General features: G+C 69.7%; 17 protein-coding genes and 1 rRNA gene. 15 read left to right on the top strand and 3 right to left on the bottom strand.

Annotated elements, in window-relative coordinates:
* Positions 1-88: 88 nt before the first annotated feature.
* The 9 genes from rrf (at position 89) to IEY79_RS14295 (ending at position 7,428) form a co-directional block, all read left to right on the top strand.
* Positions 89-205 (top strand): 5S ribosomal RNA (gene rrf / locus IEY79_RS14335).
* 78 nt (positions 206-283) lie between these two features.
* Positions 284-928 (top strand): HAD family hydrolase, encoded by a 645-nt coding sequence (locus IEY79_RS14330; protein ID WP_189107803.1) that lies wholly within the window; start codon positions 284-286, stop codon positions 926-928.
* Positions 929-971: 43 nt separating this feature from the next.
* A complete protein-coding gene (locus tag IEY79_RS14325; RefSeq protein WP_189107802.1) occupies positions 972-2,234 on the top strand; it encodes an MFS transporter in 1,263 nt (420 codons plus the stop codon).
* Complete coding sequence (locus IEY79_RS14320; protein WP_189107801.1) at positions 2,203-3,375, top strand: acetoin utilization protein AcuC; 1,173 nt, start codon at positions 2,203-2,205, stop codon at positions 3,373-3,375. Before IEY79_RS14325 ends, IEY79_RS14320 begins: the two co-directional genes overlap by 32 nt.
* A gap of 137 nt (positions 3,376-3,512) precedes the next feature.
* Positions 3,513-4,328 carry a phosphatase gene (locus IEY79_RS14315; RefSeq protein ID WP_189107800.1) on the top strand — a complete coding sequence of 272 codons (816 nt, stop codon included), beginning with the start codon at positions 3,513-3,515 and terminating at the stop codon, positions 4,326-4,328.
* A gap of 128 nt (positions 4,329-4,456) precedes the next feature.
* On the top strand, positions 4,457-4,669 hold the full coding sequence (locus tag IEY79_RS14310; protein ID WP_189107799.1) for a helix-turn-helix domain-containing protein: 213 nt from the start codon (positions 4,457-4,459) through the stop codon (positions 4,667-4,669).
* 110 nt (positions 4,670-4,779) lie between these two features.
* Positions 4,780-4,878, top strand: coding sequence for a 30S ribosomal protein bS22 (locus IEY79_RS14305; protein ID WP_003948845.1), 99 nt, complete (start codon positions 4,780-4,782; stop codon positions 4,876-4,878).
* A 266-nt stretch (positions 4,879-5,144) separates the two neighbouring features.
* The gene (locus IEY79_RS14300; protein ID WP_189107798.1) at positions 5,145-6,182 is read left to right on the top strand and encodes an NAD-dependent epimerase/dehydratase family protein; all 1,038 of its coding nucleotides are present in this window, start codon (positions 5,145-5,147) and stop codon (positions 6,180-6,182) included.
* Position 6,183: 1 nt separating this feature from the next.
* A complete protein-coding gene (locus tag IEY79_RS14295) occupies positions 6,184-7,428 on the top strand; it encodes a lysophospholipid acyltransferase family protein (RefSeq protein WP_189107797.1) in 1,245 nt (414 codons plus the stop codon).
* Positions 7,429-7,538: 110 nt separating this feature from the next.
* On the opposite strand, the gene IEY79_RS14290 is transcribed toward IEY79_RS14295, so the two are convergent.
* The 3 genes from IEY79_RS14290 to IEY79_RS14280 form a co-directional block, all read right to left on the bottom strand.
* Positions 7,539-8,756 (bottom strand): DUF5667 domain-containing protein, encoded by a 1,218-nt coding sequence (locus tag IEY79_RS14290; protein ID WP_189107796.1) that lies wholly within the window; start codon positions 8,754-8,756, stop codon positions 7,539-7,541.
* Between the two features lie 221 nt (positions 8,757-8,977).
* A complete protein-coding gene (locus IEY79_RS14285) occupies positions 8,978-9,778 on the bottom strand; it encodes an ECF subfamily RNA polymerase sigma factor, BldN family (RefSeq protein WP_189107795.1) in 801 nt (266 codons plus the stop codon).
* 277 nt (positions 9,779-10,055) lie between these two features.
* Positions 10,056-11,000 (bottom strand): HAD family hydrolase, encoded by a 945-nt coding sequence (locus IEY79_RS14280; RefSeq protein WP_189107794.1) that lies wholly within the window; start codon positions 10,998-11,000, stop codon positions 10,056-10,058.
* 160 nt (positions 11,001-11,160) lie between these two features.
* Between IEY79_RS14280 and IEY79_RS14275 the strand changes: the two genes are divergently transcribed.
* From IEY79_RS14275 to hemB, 6 genes are all read left to right on the top strand, one after another.
* On the top strand, positions 11,161-11,436 hold the full coding sequence (locus IEY79_RS14275) for a glutaredoxin family protein (RefSeq protein ID WP_189107793.1): 276 nt from the start codon (positions 11,161-11,163) through the stop codon (positions 11,434-11,436).
* 322 nt (positions 11,437-11,758) lie between these two features.
* Positions 11,759-12,523, top strand: coding sequence for a redox-sensing transcriptional repressor Rex (locus IEY79_RS14270; protein ID WP_189107792.1), 765 nt, complete (start codon positions 11,759-11,761; stop codon positions 12,521-12,523).
* The gene (locus IEY79_RS14265) at positions 12,520-13,890 is read left to right on the top strand and encodes a glutamyl-tRNA reductase (protein ID WP_189107791.1); all 1,371 of its coding nucleotides are present in this window, start codon (positions 12,520-12,522) and stop codon (positions 13,888-13,890) included. The genes IEY79_RS14270 and IEY79_RS14265 overlap by 4 nt, the downstream gene beginning before the upstream one ends.
* Positions 13,887-14,855, top strand: a complete 969-nt coding sequence (gene hemC, locus IEY79_RS14260; protein WP_189107790.1) for a hydroxymethylbilane synthase — start codon at positions 13,887-13,889, stop codon at positions 14,853-14,855. Before IEY79_RS14265 ends, hemC begins: the two co-directional genes overlap by 4 nt.
* Positions 14,852-16,507 (top strand): bifunctional uroporphyrinogen-III C-methyltransferase/uroporphyrinogen-III synthase, encoded by a 1,656-nt coding sequence (locus IEY79_RS14255; RefSeq protein WP_189107789.1) that lies wholly within the window; start codon positions 14,852-14,854, stop codon positions 16,505-16,507. Before hemC ends, IEY79_RS14255 begins: the two co-directional genes overlap by 4 nt.
* 107 nt (positions 16,508-16,614) lie before the next feature.
* A complete protein-coding gene (gene hemB / locus IEY79_RS14250) occupies positions 16,615-17,604 on the top strand; it encodes a porphobilinogen synthase (RefSeq protein WP_189107788.1) in 990 nt (329 codons plus the stop codon).
* Positions 17,605-17,613 lie beyond the last annotated feature (9 nt).

Here is a 17,613-nt window from a genome sequence, read left to right as displayed (position 1 = left end):
CTTGTCCTCAGTTGCTCGCGTCCACTGTGTTAGTTCTGAGACAACGAACATCCGTGAAGTTATCCGGCGTTCGTCAGTTTCATAGTGTTTCGGTGGTCATTGCGTTAGGGAAACGCCCGGTTACATTCCGAACCCGGAAGCTAAGCCTTTCAGCGCCGATGGTACTGCAGGGGGGACCCTGTGGGAGAGTAGGACGCCGCCGAACAACCTTTAGCCTCGGTCCCCGGACATCTGTCCGGGGACCGAGGCATTTCTGCGTTCAAAAGCCGTTTACAGTCGGCGCATGCGCTACGCACTGGTTATCTTCGACAACGACGGCGTCCTCGTCGACAGCGAGCCGTTGTCCAACACCATCCTCGCCGGCTATCTCTCCGAACTCGGTCATCCGACCACGTACGAGGATTCCCTCCGCGACTACATGGGCGCAGCGGTCCACCGCATTCACGACCTCGTACTGGAGAGAACCGGGCAGCAACTGCCCGCCGACTTCGACGACACCCTGCACAGTCGTGTCTTCGCCGCGTTCGAGCGGGAGTTGGAGCCCGTGGAGGGTGTCCCCGAGGTGCTGGCCAAGCTGGTCGCCGACGGGCAGCCGTACTGCGTCGCCTCGTCCGGGAGCCATGAGCGGATCCGGGTGGGACACCGTAAGACCGGGCTGGACCGGTGGTTCAAGCCCGGGATCGTCTTCAGCGCGCAGGACGTCGGGCGCGGCAAGCCGGCGCCCGACCTCTTCCTGCACGCCGCCGACCGGATGGGCGTCCCTCCCGCCAGGTGCGTCGTCGTCGAGGACAGTCCGCTCGGTGTGGCCGCGGCGCGGGCGGCCGGGATGGATGTGTACGCGTTCACCGCGATGACCCCTGCGGAGAAGCTGCCGGGAGCCACCGGGTACTTCTCCTCGATGGCCGAGCTCCCGGAACTGCTTGGTTGATCCACCTACCCCTGGGTAGCGCTGAGCCATACGCTGTCCGGCCATGACAGGCATACCGGTCAACACAGATGTGCGGTTGAGACACGGACGGGTGTCCCTGGCGCTGAGCTTCCTCGTCCAGGGCGTCGCCTTCGCTCTCCTCGTCACGCGCATTCCCGCCATCCAGGACCGGTACGGGATATCCGACGGTCTCCTCCCGGTGTTCCTCGCGGCCGTGCCGATTCTCGCCGGTGTGGGGAGCGTCCTCACCGAGAAGATCGTCGCGCGCGTGCGGCCCCGCGTCGTACTGCGGTGGGCCCAGCCTGTCGTGCTGCTGGCTCTCCTCGGTGTGGCCGCCGGTGATCAGGTGTGGCAACTCGCCGTCGCGCTCGGCGCGTTCGGGCTGTCGGTCGGTGCGCTCGACGCGTCGATGAACATGCTGGGTGTGCGCCTTCAACGGGCGTACGGGCGCAGCATCATGCTCGGCTTCCACGCCACGTACAGCCTCGGGGGCATCGCCGGTGCCTCGCTCGCCTGGGCCGGCGCGCACTGGGATCTGCCGTTGCTGGTGTCCTATCTGCCGGTCGTCGTCGTGCTTCTGCCGGCCGCGCTCGTCGGGAGCCGCTGGTACACGGAGGCGGACGTGGACACGGACAGGGAAACCGGCCCCGGCGGAACCGACAGGGAAACCGGCCCCGGCGGGGCCGAGGCCACCCTCACCGGCGGCAGCGTGGCCTTCAAGGCCCTTCTGCCGCTCTGTCTCGTCATGACCTTCGCTTATATCGGGGACTCCACCGTCTCCAACTGGAGCGCCAAGTACCTCCAGGACGTCCTGGGCAGCTCCGACGAGGTCGCCACCGTCCCTTACAACGCCTACATGGTCACCACCCTCCTCGGCCGCGCCGCCGGTGACCTCGGCGTACGCCGCTTCGGGCCGGTCGCCGTCGTGCGGTTCGGGGCGCTCCTCGCCGCCGCCGGTTTCGCGGTGGTCGCGCTGGCGCCCGGTGCGTGGGTGGGGATCCTGGGGTTCACGATGCTCGGGTTCGGTCTCTGCGTTCTCGTACCGCAGTGCTTCGCCGCCGCCGGGCGGATGTTTCCCGGCGCCAGCGACGCGGCCGTCGCCCGGCTGAACATCTTCAACTACGTCGGGTTCCTCATCGGTTCGCCCCTCGTCGGCGCCCTCGGTGACGTGTGGAGCTACCGGGGCGCGATGCTCGTACCGATGCTGATGATCCTCGCGACCCTGGTGTACGCCCCGTCGTTCGCCGACGGGGCCGCCCGATACGGTGGCAGGCATGACCGGTCGCGCGCAGCTGATGTGGGATGACGCCGTAACGGGTTACAACTTCGGGTCGAGTCACCCGATGGACCCGGTGCGGCTGGCACTGACCAGGGAGCTCGTACGCGCGTACGGGCTCGACAGCAGGGTGGACGTGGTCGCCGCGCCCTCCGCCGGGGACTCCACGCTGAGACTCGTTCACCACGAGGCCTATGTCGAGGCGGTACGGCGGTATTCGGCCGATCCGAGGTCCGCCGATGGTTCGTACGGCATCGGGACACCCGACGATCCGGCCTTCTCCGGCATGCACGAGGCGTCCGCGCTCATCGCCGGGCAGTCGGTCGGCGCGGCCGAGGCGGTATGGCGCGGGGAGACGAACCACGCCGTGAACTTCGCCGGCGGCCTGCACCACGCGATGCCCGGCTCGGCCTCGGGCTTCTGCATCTACAACGACGCCTCGCTCGCCATCGCCCGTCTCCTGGAGCTGGGCGCGGAGCGCGTCGCGTACGTGGATGTGGACGTGCACCACGGGGACGGCGTGCAGGCGTCGTTCTGGGACGATCCGCGCGTGCTGACGATCTCGCTGCACGAGCACCCCCGGACGCTCTTCCCGCAGACCGGCTGGGCCGAGGAGACAGGTGAGGGCGCGGGTGAGGGCAGTGCGGTCAATCTGCCGCTGCCCGCCGGGACGGGCGACGAGGGATGGCTGCGGGCCTTCCACTCCGTCGTGCCCGAACTGCTCGCGGACTTCCGGCCGCAGGCGCTGGTGACGCAGCACGGCGCCGACACTCATTTCGAGGACCCGCTGGCCCATCTCGCGGTGTCGCTGGACGCGCAGCGCGCCGTGCAGGCCTCCTGCCACGACCTCGCCCACGAGTACGTCGACGAGGGCCGCTGGATCGCTCTCGGCGGCGGTGGGTATTCGATCGTGGATGTCGTGCCGCGCTCCTGGACCCATCTGGTGGCGATCGCGGCGCACGCGCCCATCGACCCGAAGACGGTGGTGCCGGAGGAGTGGCGGGACGAGGTCTACGCCCGTACGCGTGAGTCGGCCCCGCGGCGGATGACGGACGGGCGTACGGCGAACTGGCAGTCGTGGGACGCGGGTTACGACCCGGCGGACCGGCTGGACCAGGCGATCCTCGCGACCCGCAAGGCGTCGTTCCCGCTGCGAGGGCTGCTGGCCTGACGCGCGGCGGCCCACCCGCGGCGCCGCCACCCGCCGCCTTCGGCAGGCCGCGCCCCACTGCCCGCCGGTTACGCCAACTGTGGGGTCCCGCAACGGTTTTGGTCCCGCGCCCACGGCGGTACGGGACCATCGGGACCGTGCTGAGTACCGACGCTCTACGGACCCATCTGCTGGCCACCAGACTGGCCGGCCCGGTGGCCACCACGCGGGAGCAGAGCCTGCGCAGTTACCGGCTCTTCGCCGCCCGCGATCCGCGTGCGACGCTGGGCCTCACCCCCGAACGGGCCTGGTGCGAGCGCGACTTGCTGCGGCTGATGGCCGACCGGTGCGGTGTCTCGGGCGATCCGGCTCATGTCTCGGGCGGCGATGTCATCGATCCCGAGCGGACGTTGAGCAGCCTGGACGCCTTTGCCGAGCGGCTCGGCGCGGCGGCCGGCCGGCGGGCTCCCGTGCTGTTCGGGACCGGGCATCCGCACCGGTTGATCGGCTTCTACGCCGGGTTGGCAGACGCTTTGTCGGCGGCCGGGTGCGTCGTTCTCACCCCGGCGAAGGGGCGATGTATCGACATAACGACCCGGTTCGGCGTACGCACGTACAGCCTGGACTACGTACGGGGAGTCGCGTTGGTGCGGGAATCCGAAGCTTCGCGCGCGGGGAGTGAGACCGGCGCACACAGCCATTCTCCCCTCCCGGTCAGGGTCGCGCTGGACGGCGCGGCGGAGGCCGGGGGGCCGCTGCCGGAGCTGGTCGTAGGTGACCACGGATGGGTCTGCGGGGCAGGTCAGTTGGGCATTGAAGCCATCGGGCTCGCCGACACCGACGATCCGGCGCTCTTCGTCGGTGAGGCGGAGGGGCGCGTGTCCGTGGTGGTTCCGGTTGACGACGGTGTCCGGTCCGATTACTACCGTCCACTGACTCGCTATGTACTCAATCGAGCGTGTCTGTCACAGTAGGCGACCATGTGCTGCTCCTCTTCCCCACTCGTACCACCCGCCCCTAGTCTGGGGTGTGAGCGCACAGCGACGAAGAGTCACCGGAGGGGAAGCCGGTGCGCGTCGGGTGCGGAAGGTACAGGTGGGTCATGGCTGCTGCTAGCGAGAGGCCTCTCAACGAGGTCAAGTTCCTTACCGTGGCGGAGGTCGCCTCGGTGATGCGAGTGTCGAAGATGACCGTGTATCGATTGGTGCACAGTGGTCATCTGCCGGCGATCCGGGTGGGCAGGTCTTTCCGGGTTCCGGAGCAAGCGGTTCACGAGTATCTCCGCGAGTCTTTCGTGGGGGTCGAATCCGCCTGAGATTTCCCTCGGATTACGTCCCTCACTCGGTGACGGGTAGGCTGGGCCAACGTAGGTCGTGTGGGCCCAGACGCCCCGCACCGAGTGAAGAGAAGTGAGCGAGGGTAGTCGTGGGCTCTGTTATCAAGAAGCGGCGTAAGCGGATGGCCAAGAAGAAGCACCGCAAGCTGCTCAAGCGCACCCGCGTTCAGCGTCGTAACAAGAAGTGAGCGACAGCTGTACGTGACATCGCGGCCCTTCCACCATGCAGGTGGGAGGGCCGCGGTGCGTTACGGGTCCCCTTTTGTGGTCCGTTCGTGGTGCCGCCGATCCCGTTCGAGCGATCCGCGTCGAGGTCGGTTCGGGTCAAAGATTCGCGAAGCTCCGGAGAAGACCCTCGTGCAGCCGTCACCTGGGTACGGCGACCCGCTACGGTGACGGCTGGGACAAGCAATGTGCTTGCGACGGACATCAAATTCAGGGGAAGGCGCTGATCTTGGGCAAGGTCGTGCTCGTGACCGGAGTGGCCCGCCAGCTCGGCAGCCGCCTCGTACGGAGAATCCTGCGGGACTCCGAGGTGGACCGGGTCATCGGTGTGGACGCAGTCACTCCCGAGCACAGTCTCGGCGGTGCCGATTTCGTACGGGCGGACATCCGCCAGCCCGCCATAACGCGCGTCCTGGCCGAGCATTCCGTCGACACCGTCGTGCACATGGACGTCACGGGCACACCGCTCGGCACCGGTGGCCGCACGGCTGTCAAAGAGACGAACGTCATCGGCACGATGCAACTGCTCGGGGCCTGCCAGAAGTCGCCCACCGTCGAGCGCCTGGTCGTCAAGTCGAGCACGAGCGTGTACGGCTCCGCGCCCCGGGACCCGGCCGTCTTCACCGAGAACACCCCGCCCAAGTCGCTTCCCAGCGGAGGCTTCGCGAAGGACGCGGTGGAGGTCGAGGGGTACGTACGCGGGTTCGCGCGGCGCCGTCCCGACGTCGCCGTGTGCGTCCTGCGCTTCGCGAACATCCTGGGGCCCGCGGCCGATTCACCGCTCGCCGAGTATCTGTCGCTGCCCGTGCTGCCGACGGTCTTCGGCTACGACCCGCGGCTCCAGTTCGTCCACGAGGACGACGTCATCGATGTTCTGCGGATCGCCCTGCACGAGCCGAGGCGCGGCACACTCAACAGCGGGACCTTCAACATCGCCGGTGACGGCGTGCTGTTGCTCTCGCAGTGCTCCCGGCGCCTGGGCAGGCCGACGGTGCCCATCCTGCTGCCGGCGGTGACCTGGGTGGGCTCCGCGCTGCGCACGCTCGGTGTGACGGACTTCTCGCCGGAGCAGATCCGGCTGCTGACCCACGGCAGGGTCGTCAGCACGGATCAGATGCGCGAGACACTGGGGTTCGTACCCACGTACACCACGGCGGAGGCCTTCACGGACTTCGCACGTAGCAGGGGTGCCGGGCTGTTGCCGCCGGAGGCTGTCGCCGACGCGGTCGACCGGTTCGCCACCCTCGTCAGCAAGGAGCGCATCTGACATGGCCGATGCCAAGGTCATCCCCTTCGGCGAAGAGCCCCGGTCACGGCGCGCGGCGCGGTTGGGCGGCGCGGCCGGTGCCGGTGGCGGTGCTTCGAAGGCGGCGAAGGACGCCGCCGCGAAGCGTGCCCAGGGGCGCGCCAAATCCGCCTCGTCCAAATCCGCCTCCTCCCAGTCGGGTTCGTCCCAGTCGGGTTCGGGGCAGCAGTCGCTCTCGTCCGTTCCCGATCAGCCGGACGGCTCGCGGGACAACGGGACCGGCGACGCGCGGAACCCCGATCCTGCCGCGCCGGACGCGGCACCGTCGCATCCGAGTCAGGCCGGCGCCGCGGGGTCGGACGGCGTACAGAACGAGAATGAGACCGGACCGGAGGCCGAGGCCGATGCCGAGGCCCGGCCCGTGGCCGGCCCCTGGGACCGGCGACTCGCCCACGGCCTCGCCTTCCTGCGGCGCCGGGTCACCGGCGACTACGAGGTCGACGAGTTCGGGTACGACAAGGAACTCACCGACCAGGTCCTGATGTCGCTGATCCGGCCGCTCTACGAGAACTACTTCCGCGTGGAGGTGAAGGGCGTCGAGAACATCCCCACCGACGGCGGCGCCCTAGTGGTGTCCAACCACTCCGGCACCCTTCCGCTCGACGGCCTGATGATGCAGGTCGCCGTCCACGACAACCATCCCGCCGGCCGCCATCTGCGGCTGCTCGCCGCCGATCTGGTGTTCATGCTCCCGGTCGTCAACGAGCTCGCGCGCAAGGCCGGTCACACGCTGGCCTGCGCGGAGGACGCGGAACGGCTGCTCCAGCGCGGTGAGATCGTCGGAGTGATGCCGGAAGGCTTCAAGGGCCTCGGAAAGCCCTTCGGCGAGCGCTACAAGTTGCAGCGCTTCGGGCGTGGCGGCTTCGTCTCGACCGCGCTGCGGCACGGTGTGCCGATCGTGCCGTGCTCGATCGTCGGGGCGGAGGAGATCTACCCGATGCTCGGCAACTCCAAGACCCTGGCCCGGCTGCTGGGATTCCCGTACTTCCCGATCACGCCGACGTTCCCGTGGCTCGGGCCACTGGGCGCGCTGCCGCTGCCGACGAAGTGGACGATCCAGTTCGGCGAGCCGATCCCGACGGACGGCTATCCGCCGGAGGCGGCGGAGGATCCGATGCTCATGTTCAACCTGACCGATCAGGTGCGGGAGCAGATCCAGCACACGCTCTACAAGTTGCTCGTACAGCGGCGGTCCGTCTTCTTCTGACGGCGTGTGACGGCGCGTTCCGACAGGACCTCCGGCAGCACGTCCGACAGCACGGAAGCGAAGAGGCGAGGGCTCACGGCCCTCGCCTCCACTCGGATACCGCGCCTGGGTCAGTCCACGTCCTCCGTGTCGATGCCCAGCCCCGGCAGGAGGTCGGGCAGCAGCGGCGGGATCGTGATGTCCGGGCCCGGCGGGAGGCCGCCCTGGCCGGGCGCCGACGGAAGGTCGTTGCCCGACGGCGGGTTGAGCAGATCGCCGGGGGAGGCGGGCAGCAGCCCGTCGTCCTCCGGGGCTCCGGGACCTGACGGGCTCGGCTTACCGCCGTCGTCCGTACGGCCCGTGTCGGGGGCCGACTCCGACGGCGACGGGCCGGCGTCCGGACCGCCGCCCGAGCCGTGGGACTCCTTGGCGGCGCCGCCCGGATCCTGCGGGCGCCGGTCCTTGTCGGGTGTGCGTGGCAGCAGGGACTGCAGCGGGGCGACGTCTTCGTCTATGGCGTCGAACACCGAGTTGACCTGACTGCCCACGTCGCTCAGCTGCGGTGGCAGTTGGTGGCGCACGTTGTCCCAGATGGCGCGGTGCGACGCGGAGAACGAGGAGAGCGTCGCGATCGACTTGATCTTGCCGTCCTTCTCGTACGCCTGGTTCAGCAGCCGGTGGCCCTCGGTGGCGTCGTGCTTCATGCCGTTGAGCGCCCGGCGGATCTCGCCGAGCGATTCGTGGTCGAGCACGCCGGAACGGCCACGCTCAAGCAGTCGGCGGGCTTCGCTCAGCCGGGTCGAGGCGTGGTCGAGGTAGAGACCACCGCGGTCGGCGTCCTCGTCGGCCAGACCCAGTTTGAAGTCCTCCATCCCGCGCTTCAGCCCGTACAGCGAATCCCCGGGCAGGGCGTCGGAACTGGCGGCGGCCACTCCGCCGAAGGCGCCGGCGGCCACACCGACGGTGAGACCTCCGGCCGCGAGCCCTTTCGACCAGCGGGATCTGGGGCGAAATCTGCGGAGCCGGGACGCCCGGTGGGCTCCTCTCCCCGATGTCCGCCGCTGTTCGGGCACCGCGGGTCCCGCGGACGCGGGTCCGCCCGCTGTGCCTTCCAGCAGCATGGCCTCCATGGCTGCCACGAGCTGTGCCCGTTGCACCACTTTGACCTCGGGGTCCAGCGTGGGTCTCGGTAGCTCTCCGAGACCGGTCGCCAGGGCCAACAGCCGCCCCTGCTCAGTCGGTTCGGCCGACGCGGCGGGCTGCTCCGCCGCTTCGCCCTGGGGCGTCCGGTCTTCCAGGGCCTGGGCGAAGGCGTTCGCCCGCCGGTGTGCCGAGACATTCGCGATCACTGGCGGCACCTCCTCTCGTCATGACGATCGACTCCCCTGGGGGTTCGGAAGGTTGCACGCCTTGAGCGCATCCAGGGAGCCTGCTTCCCGCACAACGAGCGTCGCGGCACTTGGGTTACGCGCGAAAGATGATCGGACCAGCGCGTCATCGAGGCGTCACCGACGGTGAGTTGAAGGGTGCGCCGGGCCGGTCGTCACGTATCGACGTGTGTCGCGAAGTGTCAGCGGGCGTCCTCCGGGAGCAGCCGGGCCAGCGTACGCACGGCCCGGTACTGCAAGGTTTTGATCGCTCCTTCGTTCTTCCCCATGACCCGGGCGGTCTCGGCGACGGAGAGCCCTTGCAGGAAGCGCAGGGTCACGCACTCCTGCTGCTGGGGGTTGAGTTTCCGTACGGCTTCGAGCAGTGCGGCGTTGGAGAGGGACTCGAGGACGGAGTCCTCCGGGCTGCGCTCGACCTCGTTGGCGTCGAGCATTTCGCCGGTGGTCACTTCCAGTCGGAAGCGGCTCGATTTGAAGTGGTCGGCGACCAGGTTCCGCGCGATCGTGACCAGCCAGGCGCCGAAGTCTCGGCCCTGCCAGGTGAACGTGGAGATACGGCGCAGGGCGCGCAGGAAGGTCTCACTGGTGAGGTCCTCCGCGGTTGCCTTGCCGCCCACGCGGTAATAGATGTAGCGGTAGACGGTGTCGCTGTACTGGTCGTACAGCCTTCCGAACGCTTCGGCCTCGCCGGCCTGGGCGCGCTCGACGAGCTCCATCATGCGGGCGCTGTCGCTGTCCGCCGTGGGGCGGCGGACAGGGGTGGAGGCGGAGGTGGTGCCGCTGTTACGGCTTCCCCTTCTGCCGACCGCCGCACCACCGTTCGCCAGGGCATAGCAAGGACCAATCGGGCCGCTCACGGCAGGGGCCGCGGCGGCGAAGGCGGGGACGGCGTACGCGGTGGGGACGAAGCCGCGCAAGCGGTCGAGGACCGATGCGCGCAGCGTAGCCAGGCCCGAGGCGTCAACCCCGACGTGTGGGTACACGGGACTCCCAGAGGCAGAGCTTCCATCACGTTCAGTGCTGGACCGTTCACTCGTCGTGGCGACGTGTGGGGTCCGGTATGCGTCTGAGGAGAATAACGCTTCGTACAGGCAGCACTACACCCAGTTGCTCAAATCATCGATTACGTCGCTTCTGTTACGCCTATACGGCGAATCCAGTAGCACATCGTGAGCGGTAATTGATCGCTTGACGTCACGATCTGTCAGCTGACGTGATCTGTTGTGGCTGAGTGGGCCCGCGGGACAGGGGGCCGGCGGGTCAGCGGCGGCGTCGGTGGAGCGCCACCGCGGCGGCCGTGCCGCCCGCCAGCGCGCCGACCCCGGCCGCCGCCGGGATGCCGACCTTGGCCGCCTTGCGGCCCGTCCGGTAGTCGCGCAGCCGCCATTCGCGGTCCTTGGCGTGCTTGCGGAGCTTGCTGTCCGGGTTGATCGCGTACGGATGTCCGACGAGCGAGAGCATGGGGATGTCGTTGTGCGAGTCGCTGTACGCCGCGCAGCGGTCCAGGTCGAAGTCCTCGGCCGTGGCCAGCGCCCGTACCGCCTCGGCCTTCGCCGGGCCGTGCAGCGGCTCGCCGACCAGCTTGCCGGTGTAGACACCGTCGATCGACTCGGCGACGGTGCCGAGCGCGCCGGTCAGGCCGAGGCGCCGGGCGATGATCGTGGCGGTCTCGACGGGCGCGGCGGTCACCAGCCAGACCTGCTGCCCGGCGTCGAGGTGCGCCTGGGCGAGGGTGCGTGTGCCGGGCCAGATGCGGTCGGCCATGTACTCGTCGTAGATCTCCTCGCCGATGGACATCAGCTCGGAGACCCGGTGGCCCTTGACGATGGACAGCGCGCTGTCGCGGGCGTCCTGCATGTGCTGCGGGTCCTCGACGCCGGCCAGCCGGAACCAGGTCTGCTGCCAGGCGAACCTGGCCAGTTCACGGCGCTGGAAGAACTTCCGCTTGTAGAGCCCGCGTCCGAAGTGGAAGATCGCGGCGCCCTGCATGACCGTGTTGTCCAGGTCGAAGAAGGCGGCGGCGCGCGCGTCACCGAAGACGGGGAAGTCGGGCACGGCCGGGTCGGCGATGCCTGTCGGTGCCGCGCCGACTCCGTCCATCTCCTGCGACGACTTGAGTCCTGCCTCCGCCGCGGCCTCACCCGCGAGCACGCTCCGTGCTGTCGCGGAGCGCTTGCGGGGGGTGAGCCATCCCAGTGCGGCCATAGCGTGAGCATAGTCAGTCTGTTCGGTACTTCCGGACGCGCCGGGGTGCCGTCGGTGTGAACTCTCCGGGAAGGCGGAGGACGAGGTGTGAACGGGTCGGGGAGGCGGCGCCCAGCAGGCCGGGGGCCAGGGGCACCGCGGGACGCGGAGAATGGATGTCATGAGTCCTCTCCTGCGTCGCAAGAAGAAGAATCCGGCCGAGCGTGTGGTGACGCTCGTCTCCAAACCCGGCTGTCATCTCTGTGACGACGCGCGCGCCGTCGTGGCCGAGGTGTGCGCCGAGACCGGGACGTACTGGGAGGAGAAGGACATCACGGTCGACGAAGAGCTGCACCGCGCTTACTGGGAGCAAATCCCGGTCGTCCTCGTGGACGGCGAGCAGCACACTTTCTGGCGCGTGGACGCCGATCGGCTCCGCAAGGAACTGGGGACCTGACAGAAAGACGGTTACGATCGTGGGCGCTTTGCCGAGCCTTTTCCGAAGAGCCGGGACGACCGGCTCCGGCGGGCGCGGAGAAAGCGGTCTCGGGGGCGTGGTCATGAGGAGTTGTACTGCTTTGCCCCCATCATGGGTTGAACGGGCCGGCGCGGTCGAGGGTTCCAAGATCCCTCGAACGGGTCGCGTGACGCCGGTCACTTTGCGCGGACAAAGCGGACACAATCTTTGTGCACGCGTTCACAAAGGCATAACCTGCACAGGACGGGGCGGTCCTGGGACATACGGCCGCCTGCAGCCCCGCTCATCCCGCAGGAGCACCGTGGCAACTGGCCGAACTCACCGACCGGCGACCCGTAGCCGAGGAATCCCCGAGGCCACGGTCGCCCGGCTCCCGCTGTACCTGCGGGCGCTCACCGCACTCTCCGAGCGTTCCGTACCCACCGTGTCGTCCGAGGAACTCGCCGTCGCCGCCGGGGTCAACTCCGCGAAGCTGCGCAAGGACTTCTCGTATCTCGGCTCGTACGGCACGCGGGGTGTCGGGTACGACGTGGAGTACCTCGTCTACCAGATCTCCCGTGAGCTCGGCCTCACCCAGGACTGGCCGGTCGTCATCGTCGGTATCGGTAATCTCGGCGCCGCGCTCGCCAATTACGGCGGATTCGCCTCCCGCGGCTTCAGGGTCGCCGCGCTGATCGACGCCGACCCCGAGATGGCGGGCAAGCCGGTCGCCGGGATCCCGGTCCAGCACACGGACGAGCTGGAGCGGATCATCAGCGACAACGGCGTCTCCATCGGGGTCATCGCGACCCCGGCGGGCGGTGCCCAGCAGGTCTGTGAGCGCCTCGTCGCCGCCGGCGTCACCTCGATCCTCAACTTCGCGCCGACCGTGCTGACCGTGCCGGACGGTGTGGACGTGCGGAAGGTCGACCTCTCGATCGAGCTCCAGATCCTGGCCTTCCACGAGCAGCGCAAGGCCGGTGAGGAAGCCGCCGCGGCCGAGGCCGGCACCCCGCCGCCGATCCGCTCCACCGCCGCGAGCCGGAAGGGACCCGACGGGGAAGTCCCCGCCGTGATGCCGGCATGAGTCTTCTGGTCATCGGTCTGAGCCACCGCAGCGCGCCCGTGAGCGTGCTGGACCGGGCGTCGCTGTCTCCGGACAGCAGGATCAAGCTCCTTCAGGACGTGCTCGCCGCCGAGCCCGCGACCGAGGCCGCCGTCCTCGCCACGTGCAACCGGGTCGAGCTCTACGCGGACGTGGACAAGTTCCACGCGGGCGTCGCCGAGTTGTCCACGCTCCTGGCCCGGCACAGCGGCGTCGGTCTGGACGAGCTGACCCCTTATCTCTATGTGCACTACGAGGACCGCGCCGTCCACCATCTCTTCACGGTGGCCTGCGGACTGGACTCGATGGTCGTCGGTGAGGGGCAGATCCTCGGCCAGATCAAGGACGCGCTCGCCGGCGGCCAGGAGTCGCACACCGCGGGGCGTCTCCTCAACGACCTCTTCCAGCAGGCGCTGCGCGTGGGCAAGCGCGCCCACAGCGAGACCGGGATCGACCGGGCCGGGCAGTCGCTCGTCACCTTCGGTCTCGAACAGCTCGCCGCGGGCGCGGACGTACGGGCCTGGGTCGGGGGCCGGCGGGCGCTGGTGATCGGCGCCGGGTCGATGTCCTCGCTCGCCGCCGCGACCCTCGCACGGGCCGGAGTCGCCGAGATCGTCGTCGCCAACCGCACCGCGGCCCGCGCGGACCGGCTGGTGACGATCCTGGGCGAGCCCGGCGGTACGGGGGTCAGGGCCCGCGCCGTCGACATGGGTGCCGTCGACGCCGAGTTGACACGTGCCGACATCGTCGTCTCCTGTACCGGCGCCACCGGGCTCGTGCTGACCGCCGACGCCGTCGAGGCGGCCCTCACCGGCGGCCGGGAGCTCGCGCTCCTCGACCTCGCCATGCCCCGCGACATCGACGCGGCCGTCCACCGGCTGCGCGGCGCCCGGCTGATCGACATCGAGTCCCTCGCGGAGGCGTCCGCCGACGCCCCGATGGCCGCCGACGTCGACCAGGTCAAGCGGATCGTCAACGACGAGGTCGCCGCCTTCGGCGCCGCCCAGCGCGCCGCCCACATCACCCCGACCGTGGTCGCCCTGCGCGCCATGGCCGCCTCCGTCGTCACCAGCGAGATCACTCGTCTCGAAGGCCGGCTCCCCGGCCTCGACGAGCGGCAGCGCGCCGAGATCACGCAGACCGTGCGCCGCGTCGTCGACAAGCTGCTGCACGCCCCGACCGTGCGGGTGAAGCAACTCGCCGGTGAGCCGGGCGGTGCCGGTTACGCCGACGCGCTGCGCGAACTCTTCGACCTCGACCCGCAGACGGTCGCCGCCGTCAGCCGGGCGGACCGCAACGAGGTCGGCGACCGCACAGCGGTCGACGTCAAGAACCGAGGGCGGGTATGACCGGGAAGACACTGAGACTCGGGACCAGGCGCAGCAAGCTGGCCATGGCCCAGTCCGGGCAAGTGGCCGACGCCGTGAGGGAGTTGACCGGGCGGGCCGTCGAGCTCGTCGAGATCACCACGTACGGCGACACCTCCCGTGAGCAGCTGTCGCAGATCGGCGGCACGGGTGTCTTCGTCACCGCGCTGCGCGAGGCGCTGCTGCGCGGCGAGGTCGACTTCGCCGTCCACTCGCTCAAGGACCTGCCCACCGCGCAGCCCGAGAGCCTGGCGCTGGCCGCCGTACCGCGCCGTGAGGACCCCAGGGACGTGCTCGTCGCACGCGACGGGCTGACCCTCGACCGGCTGCCGCACGGCGCCAGGATCGGTACGGGCTCCCCGCGGCGCGCCGCGCAGCTCAACGCGCACGCCCGTAGCCACGGCCTGCTCATAGAGACCGTGCCGATACGCGGGAACATCGACACCCGTATCGGCTACGTGCACGGCGGTGAACTCGACGCGGTCGTGCTGGCCGCGGCCGGTCTGGGCCGCCTCGGCAGGACGGACGAGGTGACCGACTTCCTGTCGGTCGACTCCGTTCTGCCGGCCCCCGGCCAGGGGGCACTCGCCGTCGAATGCGTGGCTTCCGACCTGGAACTCACCGCCGCACTCGCCGGCCTCGACGACCCGCTCACGCGGATCGCCGTCACCGCGGAACGTTCCCTGCTCGCCGCCCTGGAGGCCGGCTGCAGCGCACCTGTGGGTGCGCTGGCCGACCTGCTGGGCGACGGACAGGACGCGCGATTTGTCAACGAACTGCGCCTGCGGGGCGTCGTCGGCACGACCGACGGCTCGACGCTCGTGCAGTTGTCCATCACCGGTCCCGTACCCACGTCGCACGGCGACGCCGTCGCGCTCGGTCGCGAACTCGCGTCCGAGATGCTCGCCAAGGGTGCGGCCGGTCTTATGGGGGAGCGAGCACTTTGAGCCCCATCGCCGACCATCCGGCAGTCTCCGCATCAGGGCACGTCACCTTCCTCGGTGCCGGACCCGGAGATCCGGGTCTGCTGACACTCCGCGCCGTCGAGGCGCTCGCGGGGGCGGAGGTACTGATCGCCGAGCCGGATGTGCTCGAACTCGTACGCGGCCATGCGCGTGCGGGTGTGAGCACGCCTGAGCTGACGATTGTTGACGATGCGTCAACAGCCGCCGGTATCCCCGCGATCAGGGATGCCGTCAATCTTGTCATGGAGGCCGCGCGGGGCGGCAAGCGGGTCGTCCGTGCGGTGACCGGGGATCCCGGTCTCGACGGCGACACCGGCGCCGAGATGCTGGCGTGCGCCGCCGCGGGGATTCCCTTCGAGGTCGTGCCCGGTATCGCCGCCGCGGTGGGGGTGCCCGCCTACGCGGGTGTGCCGCTGCGGGACGCGCAGGGCACCGACGTCCGGTTCGTCGACAGCCGTACGGCCGGTGAGCGCTGCTGGACAGAGCTCGGCGCGAGCGACGGCACGGTGGTCGTCTCGGCGACGCTCGACACGGTCGCCGCGACCGCGGGCGAGTTCGTCGCCGCCGGACGCAAGCCGGACACGCCGATGACGGTCACCGTCGCCGGTACCACGACGCGGCAGCGCACCTGGTCCGCGACGCTCGGCACGATCGCGCTCACGCTGAAGCAGGCGAAGGTCCTGCCGTCGGCGTCCGGGCATCAGCCGGTCATAGCCGTGGTCGGGGAGCGCAGCGCGCCCGCGCAGCGCGACCAGCTCGCGTGGTTCGAGTCGAAGCAGCTGTTCGGCTGGAAGGTGCTCGTCCCGCGTACGAAGGAGCAGGCCGCCTCGCTCTCCGACCAGCTTCGGTCGTACGGCGCCGTACCGCACGAGGTCCCGACCATCGCGGTCGAACCGCCGCGTACGCCCCAGCAGATGGAGCGCGCGGTCAAGGGGCTCGTCACCGGGCGCTACGAGTGGATCGCCTTCACGTCGGTCAACGCGGTGAAGGCGGTCAGGGAGAAGTTCGAGGAGTACGGGCTCGACGCCCGTGCCTTCGCGGGGATCAAGGTCGCCGCGGTCGGCGAGCAGACCGCCGCCGCGCTGGTCGACTTCGGTGTCAAGCCGGACCTGGTGCCCAGCGGTGAGCAGTCCGCCGCGGGGCTGCTGGAGGACTGGCCGCCGTACGACCCGGTCTTCGACCCGATCGACCGGGTGTTCCTGCCGCGCGCCGACATCGCCACGGAGACGCTGGTCGCCGGGCTGATCGAGCTGGGCTGGGAGGTCGACGACGTCACGGCCTACCGGACCGTACGCGCGTCGCCGCCGCCCGCCGAGACGCGGGAGGCCATCAAGGGCGGTGGGTTCGACGCGGTGATGTTCACCTCGTCGTCCACCGTGCGGAATCTGGTCGGTATCGCGGGCAAGCCGCACAACGTGACCGTCATCGCGTGCATCGGTCCGGCGACCGCCAAGACGGCGGAGGAGCACGGGCTGCGGGTGGACGTGCTGGCGCCGGAGCCTTCGGTGCACAAGCTGGCGGAGGCGCTGGCAGCGTTCGGCGCGGCGCGCCGGGAGGCGGCTCGGGAGGCCGGAGAAACGGTCACCCGGCCGAGTGAGCGGCGACCGGGGTCGAGGCGGCGGCGTACGACATGAGCGGTGGCCCCCCGGGGCGGGGGCACCCGTCCCGGAGAGCCGGCCGCTCGGCGTAGCGTGGAAGGGCACCGAACAACCGCCCTTTCCGGACTCATGAGGCACTCACCATGACTGTGTACGGTTCCTTCCCCGGTACCCGGCCCCGTCGGCTGCGGACGACCCCCGCGATGCGGCGCATGGTCGCCGAGACGCGGCTGCACCCGGCCGACCTGATCCTGCCCGCGTTCGTGCGGGAGGGTGCCGGCGAGCCCGTGGCCATCTCGGCGATGCCCGGGGTCGTCCAGCACAGCCTGGACACGCTGCGGAAGGCGGCCGTCGACGCCGTGTCGGCGGGTGTCTCGGGGATCATGCTGTTCGGGGTTCCGGAGGACGCGAAGAAGGACGCGACCGGCACGGCCGGCACCGATCCGGAGGGAATCCTCCAGGTGGCGGTCCGGGCGGTGCGCGAGGAGGTCGGCGACGACCTGGTGATCATGTCGGACCTCTGTCTGGACGAGTACACCGACCACGGCCACTGCGGGGTGCTCGACGCCGGTGGGCGCGTCGACAACGACGCGACCCTGGAGCGGTACGCGGAGATGGCCCAGGTGCAGGCCGACGCGGGCGTGCACGTGGTGGGTACCAGCGGGATGATGGACGGCCAGGTCGGCGTGGTCAGGGACGCGCTGGACACCATCGGCAAGGAGGACGTCGCTGTTCTGGCGTACGCGGTGAAGTACTCGTCCGCGTTCTACGGCCCGTTCCGGGAGGCGGTCGGCTCCTCGCTGACGGGCGACCGCAAGACCTACCAGCAGGACCCGGCCAACTCCCGTGAATCCCTCCGGGAGTTGGCGCTCGACCTCGAAGAGGGCGCGGACATGGTGATGGTGAAGCCGGCCGGGCCGTATCTGGACGTTCTGGCGAAGGTGGCCGCCGAGGTGGACGTGCCCGTCGCCGCGTACCAGATCAGTGGTGAGTACTCGATGATCGAGGCGGCCGCGGAGAAGGGCTGGATCGACCGTGACAAGGCGATCCTGGAGAGCCTGACGGGGATCAAGCGGGCGGGCGCGGGGATGATCCTCACCTACTGGGCGACGGAGGTCGCGCGGGCGCTCTGAGGCGCCCGC

It is taken from the genome of Streptomyces camponoticapitis, from assembly GCF_014646115.1.
Lineage (GTDB): Bacteria > Actinomycetota > Actinomycetes > Streptomycetales > Streptomycetaceae > Streptomyces > Streptomyces camponoticapitis.
Note: the sequence above shows the minus strand (reverse complement) of the source record. Positions and strands in the feature narration are given on the sequence as shown.